Source organism: Amazonocrinis nigriterrae CENA67 (assembly GCF_016056305.1).
Taxonomy (GTDB): Bacteria; Cyanobacteriota; Cyanobacteriia; order Cyanobacteriales; family Nostocaceae; genus Amazonocrinis; species Amazonocrinis nigriterrae.
Genome location: NZ_JAECZC010000040.1, coordinates 40,898 through 47,465 on the forward strand (window position 1 = coordinate 40,898; position 6,568 = coordinate 47,465).

3 protein-coding genes are annotated in these 6,568 nt (G+C 45.4%); 1 reads left to right on the forward strand and 2 read right to left on the reverse strand.

Translation table 11 applies throughout. The features are described from left to right. Positions 1–24: 24 nt before the first annotated feature. Together I8748_RS19355 and I8748_RS19360 are read right to left on the reverse strand one after the other, a co-directional pair. The gene (locus I8748_RS19355) at positions 25–711 is read right to left on the reverse strand and encodes an N-acetylmannosamine-6-phosphate 2-epimerase (RefSeq protein ID WP_198126193.1); all 687 of its coding nucleotides are present in this window, start codon (positions 709–711) and stop codon (positions 25–27) included. 60 nt (positions 712–771) lie between these two features. Further along, positions 772–2,880, reverse strand: a complete 2,109-nt coding sequence (locus I8748_RS19360) for a GAF domain-containing sensor histidine kinase (RefSeq protein ID WP_198126194.1) — start codon at positions 2,878–2,880, stop codon at positions 772–774. A gap of 195 nt (positions 2,881–3,075) precedes the next feature. On the opposite strand from I8748_RS19360, the gene cobN reads away from it, so the two are divergent. Then, on the forward strand, positions 3,076–6,568 hold a 3,493-nt coding region (gene cobN / locus I8748_RS19365), incomplete at its 3' end, for a cobaltochelatase subunit CobN (RefSeq protein WP_198126195.1).

The window sequence follows — 6,568 nt, forward strand, 5'->3', positions numbered from 1 at the left end:
CAAAAATCTAACGATTTACCATACTCAAGATTCAAAACTCAACACAGATTTATAAGCTTTAACTTGCAAATCAATACCAGTAATAGCGGTACCAACTACAACAGCGTAAGCTTGTAAATCTAAAGCTTTTCGAGCCATTTGGGGTGAAGAAATCCCGCCTTCACAAATGGCTGGAATATCCAACTTTTCTACAATCTGGCTGAGGAGTTCCCAGCCTGGCAAAGAAAGATGCTTTGTTGCATTCGTGTAGCCGTAAAGAGTTGTCCCGACAATATCAGCACCAGCGTCTGCGGCAGCTTCTGCCGCTGCAATTGTATCCACATCTGCCATCACTGGTTTACCCAATTCCTGATGAATTCGAGCAATGATATCTACCACAGTTTCATCATCAGGGCGGTTTCTAGTCGTCGCATCTATGGCAATAATATCTGCTCCCGCTTCAGCGACAGCAGCAGCATGGTGAAACTTGGGCGTAATGTATACATCATATCCAGCTATTACTTGTTTCCACAGACCAATAATTGGCACTTTTACTTTTTCACGTACAGCAATAATATGATTTGGAGTGTCAATTCTCACACCAACTGCACCATTATTAACAGCAGCTTCTGCCATTGCTGCAATCACCACTGGTTCATGTAGTGGGGAATCAACAGGCGCTTGACAAGACACAATCAGCCCACGATGCAGTTGTTTAATGGAATTTGTCATTGGTCATTTGTTGTTTATTTTCTCCTAACTCCTAACTCCTAACTATTAACTACTAACTCTTCACTTTCCACTCAGCACTCTCATTGGCTGGGCTGGTATCCATACAGTAAAAAGTGAGCCAATACCCACGGTTGATTCTACTTCAATCCGACCTCGATGGAGTTCTACAAGTTGTTTAGTTAAAGCTAAACCAAGTCCGGTGCCTTCATAGCGACGGCGATAGGGTGTATCTAATTGCTGAAATTTCTCAAACAGTAGTGGTAGTTGTTCTTCAGGAATGCCAATTCCAGTATCCTCTACTTGAAAGATAGCTGTGTCATCTTCTACCCAAAGACGTAAGGTGACACTGCCACCTTCAGGGGTGAATTTAATCGCATTAGTTAACAGATTCCAGAGAATTTGTTCGACTCGCCCTGCATCGGCAGTAAAGCGATCGCGTCGAGGATCGATTTGCAAATCAAGTTTTAGATTTACTTGTTCGCTTGTTGCTTTTTCTGATAAAGATTCTAAAGTATTTTCTGCTATATTTATTAAGGAAAATTCTGTAATATTTAAAACTGCTTTGCCAGCCTCTATTTGCGATAAATCGAGAATATCATTAATCATTTCTAATAAATGTTCTCCACTGTCGTGGATTGTTTGCAAATAATCCCTTTGTCGTTGACTTAAATCTCCCAAAGGCCAGCGTAATAAAGTTGAAGACATGCCAATGACGTAAGTCAAAGGCGTAAGTAATTCGTGGCTAATGGTAGCTAAAAATTCACTTCTCAGACGGCTAGCGGCTTCAGCGGCGAGTAAAGCATCGCGTAGTGCCATTGTCCGCTCAATAACTCGTTGTTCGAGAGTTTGTTTTTCTTGAGTGAGCGATCGCATTAACTCAGCTTGATGAATCGCGATCGCTAATTGTTCGGCGATGGAAGTCAGTAAGTTTTTGTCGCTCTCACTCCACTGGCGAGGTATACCACATTGATGAGCAATCAGCAACCCCCAAAGTTTTTCTTCAAACATAATCGGTGCTGCCAACTTTGCTCTCACTTGGTTTTCCCTTAAAAAATTCAACAAACACACTTCCAGCGCATAAGCTTTTTCAATGTCATCTACCGCTAGGGTAAAACCTTGGCGATACTTCTCCCAACATTGAGAAGTTCGCATAAAGCAATTTTTTTCCTGATAATGCAATACCGACGGAATAGTATCTTTAGCACGAGCTTCATAGACGATACAACCCCCAGAATCTTGCGTTGGAGGTTGGAATGAAGTTTGAGCTTGCAGCGTTAAGTTGTTGACTCTTGAAGCCTCAAATTTATATATTACTATTCTGTCTAATTCCAAAAATTCACGTACTTGTGCAATTGCTGTTGCCATAATTACTGGCAAATCTAAGCTTTTGCGTATCTGGCTCGTTACCTGATTCAACAGTCGCTCTTGGGAAATCTGTTTTTTCAGTGCGTCTTCCACTGCTTGACAGGCATAAACCTCAGGCTCATTTGTGTTTGGCGGTTCTGTGACTTCCTCCTTTTGCTGAGGCAAAAGACATTCTAGTAACAATACCGTAAATTTCGCTTGGAGTGTGGCATCATTAGGACGAAGAATTTGCCGATATTGTTCCAGATTTTGATGAGTATAGGAATCACCTTCAAACAAGTCTCTTAATTTGGCAACAAAGGAGGCGATCGCCTCCGAATTAAATGTCAAACTAGCAGTCAGGACTGATTGCCCAGAAGCTTCTGTGGTACACTGCACTAGCTTAGCAGGCGATTGTGTTAGCCCGGCGTTGCTAAGTCTTTGAGCATCAACACTCGAAGGGGCGTTTCTCCCGTTGTAGTCACTGACGTTGCTGATAGCTGAGTAAATTCCTTGCTCCCCTGCTCCTCTGTTACCCCTAATTCCCACTCCCTCCGGTCGTGGGGGCCCCGAGTTACCCTGCTCTTCCTGCTCCCCCTGCTCCCAACTTCCTACTAAAAGGGCACTAAACCCACTAGAAACCACTAACGTAAACCTTTGTATCTGCCATTCCCCAGGGATACGAATCCGAGCTAGTACAGCTTCTGTAAGGATGAGAACATTAGTTTCCGCTGCTTGAGCCATCTGCCGTAACAATTCCTCTAGCTGATTAAATACAACTAAAGGCAAATTTCGAGAAAAGCTCAAATCAGGGGAACTAAGCATTTTCAATGGTCTGGTGAGAGGAGCAAAGGAGCCAGTGCGTTGCTTTGGTTTTCAAAGCTGTAGACGCCCAAATGGCCGTTGATTGCAAGGTACCAACTGCCGTCGGTTGTACCGACTCGTAGCAACTGGCATTGCTAGGGTGAAATATTTTGTGATTGTATTCTAATCAACAGTTTAAAACGGTAATACAGGATTATGCATCGTATAAACGCCACATCGGTGGGATGGAATCAGTCAGAAAATTTAGTTTTTTTAGAACAAACTCCAGCTCCCTTTGTATTTATTACGGCTGCTGATACCGACATTCAAACCTTAGCAGCTGCCGTCCCCAAATTACCCGCAACATTTCCTGCATTAAGAGTCGCTAATCTGTTGCAATTGCAGCAACAAATAAGTATAGATGCTTATGCAGAACAAGTTTTGGAACTGGCTCAGGTAATTATACTGCGCCTGTTAGGAGGACGTTCTTATTGGGCTTACGGTTTAGAAGTAGTCCAGGAAATTGTGCAACGTAATGGTACAACCTTAATTGTAATGCCAGGAGACGATGCTCTTGATCCTCTATTAATTTCCCAGTCTACCGTGCCTTTGGGTATTGTGAACCAAGTATTGCAGTATTTCAACGAAGGCGGAGTGGAAAATATTGTTAACGCTCTCAAATTTATCGCCGATACTTGCCTGTTAACTTCGTTTAATCCCTCACCCCCCCAGTTGGTTCCTCGTGTTGGTTTGTATCGAGGGGACTGGGGACTGGAGACTGGGGAACTCGGGGCCCCCTCTGGGTATAAGGGGCAATGGGGAATGGGGAATGGGGAATTGGGAGAAGAAAAATCCCAACTCCCAACTCCCAACTCCCCAATCCCTAAAGTTGGCGTTCTCTTCTACCGCGCTCATTACTTGGGGGGAAACACCAAAGTAATTGATGCTTTGTGTGCTGCTTTAGTGCAGAAAAATTTACAACCTGTGCCAGTGTTTGTTTCTTCGTTGCGTGATCCGAATGTCCAAGCAGAGTTGAGCGAGTTTTTTGGCCCCAAAGACTCAGAGCAAATTGCAGTGCTACTGAATACCACTAGTTTTTCTCTGGCCAGATTAGAAACAGAAACACCCCAAATTGACTTGTGGGAAAAATTAGACGTGCCGGTGTTGCAGGTGATTCTCAGCGGTGGAGGTGTTGAACAGTGGGAGTTACAGTCACAAGGGCTTTCTCCCCGTGATATTGCCATGAATGTGGCGCTTCCAGAGGTGGATGGACGAATTATTAGTCGTGCTGTGTCTTTTAAAGCAGTGCAAACGCGGAATTCTGACTTAGAAACAGATGTGGTAGTTTATGAACCAGTCAGCGATCGCATTGAGTTTGTAGCCCAATTAGCAGCTAATTGGGTGCGTCTGCGCTCTAAGCCACCCCAAGAACGACGAATCGCCCTAATTTTAGCCAATTACCCCAACCGCGATGGTCGCCTGGCTAATGGTGTGGGATTGGATACGCCAGCCAGTTGTATAGAAATTATCAAAGCATTGCAAGTTGCTGGTTATCTAGTGGAACATCCACCCACTCAAGTACAAGAATTAATTCAACGTCTCACTGCTGGTGTTACTAACGATCCAGAAGGTAGAGAATTACGCCCAGTATTGCAAAGTTTGTCTAGTACAGAATATCAAGAATATTTTACTTGTTTACCAACAGCCGTCCAGCAAGGCATTTGTGAACAATGGGGAATCGGGAATTGGGAATTGGGAATCGGGAATCGGGAATCGGGAATCGGGAATCGGGAAAAGTCTTCTTCCCCCCCATCGCCCCATCTCCCTATCCCCCCATCTCTTCCCATTCCTGGCATTCAACTTGGTAACATCTTCGTGGGAATTCAGCCAGCACGGGGTTATGATCTTGACCCTAGTTTGAATTATCACGCCCCAGATTTAGCACCAACCCATGCTTATTTAGCTTTTTACTATTGGATACGCGAGTGTTTTGGTGCTGATGCTGTTGTACATGTGGGGAAACATGGAAATTTAGAATGGCTACCTGGTAAAAGTTTGGCTTTATCTAGTAGTTGTTATCCAGAAGTAGCGCTGGGGCCACTTCCCCACCTGTACCCGTTTATTGTGAATGACCCTGGTGAAGGTTCACAAGCTAAGCGCCGCGCTCAAGCGGTGGTGATAGACCATTTAACACCCCCCATGACTCGTGCCGAACTTTATGGTGGTTTGCAGCAGTTAGAAAATTTAATTGATGAGTATTATGAGGCTGAAAGTTTAGATCCTTCACGTTTACCAGCAATTCGCGATCGCATCCGAGAATTAGTCATCCAAGAAAATCTTCACAAAGATTTAGGAATTGCAAATAAAAATGACATTTTGCAGTTTGAATCACTGATTTTAAATTTTCTCGATGGCTATCTTTGTGAATTGAAAGAAGCCCAAATCCGTGATGGCTTGCATATTTTTGGGCAATGCCCCCAAGGACGCCAACTACGGGATTTAATAGTAGCGATCGCCCGTATCCCTAATCGCCACTCTCCAGGAATCACCCGCGCCATAGCTCAAGATTGGGGTTTAGACTTTGATCCCCTGACAGCAGATTTATCAGCAGTCAGTGGTCAGTGGTCAGTAGTCAATGGCAAACAATGCCACACTATCGGTGATATCGTCGAAGTTCTAGAACAACACGCCGCCTCACTAGTAGAACAACTCCTAACTCAGAACTCAGCACTCAGCAACGCCACATGCTCCACTTGGGGAGACCCCAAGACCGCAGTGGCTCCACCCTGCGGGAAGCCGCAGAAGCGTCTACAGCACTCAGCACTAACCACCGTCCTAGACTGGATACGCGATCGCCTCCTCCCTGCTATCCAACAAACCCAAGATGAAATTACCAATTTGTTACGGGGACTTGCTGGTAGGTATGTCCAAAGCGCATCGGCTGGCGCACCCACGCGTGGGCGTCCTGAAGTGCTGCCAACTGGCAGAAACTTTTACTCAGTAGATATCCGTGCTATTCCCACAGAGACGGCTTGGGATGTAGGCAGGAGAGCCGCTGAGAACGTGATAGAATGCTATACTCAAGAAAATGGAGAGTATCCAAAAACACTAGGATTATCGTTATGGGGTACTGCCACCATGCGAACTGGTGGTGATGACATCGCCGAAGCTTTGGCTTTTTTGGGTGTGCGACCTGTATGGGATGGTGCAGCACGGCGGGTAGTCGATTTTGAAATTTTGCCATTAGCTATCTTGGGGCGTCCGCGTGTAGATGTTACCTTACGAATTTCCGGCTTTTTCCGAGATGCGTTTCCTAACCTGATTGACTTGTTCGACTCGGCAGTACAAGCAGTAGCAGCCTTAGATGAGCCACCAGAACAGAACCCCCTAGCAGCGCAAGTTCGCCAAGATACAGATTTTTGGACGCAACAAGGTTTAACAAAACAAGCAGCTAGTATGCGATCGCGCTATCGCATCTTTGGTTCAAAACCAGGTGCTTACGGTGCAGGTCTCCAAGGTTTAATTGAATCGCAAAATTGGACAGATGACCAAGATTTAGCTCGTGCCTACATTAACTGGAGTTGCTATGCCTACTCTTCGGGAGCGGGGGAAGCAGGGGAGCAAGGGAGCAGGGGTGCAGGGGAGCAAGGGAGCAGGGGAGCAGGGGAGGCAACATCTCCCTCGTCTCCCTCATCCCCCTCATCCCCCT

Coding starts and splice junctions, on each gene's coding strand:
- I8748_RS19360 (WP_198126194.1), bottom strand. CDS start 2,880: ATGCTTAGTTCCCCTGATTTGAGCTTTTCTCGAAATTTGCCTTTAGTT.
- I8748_RS19355 (WP_198126193.1), bottom strand. CDS start 711: ATGACAAATTCCATTAAACAACTGCATCGTGGGCTGATTGTGTCTTGT.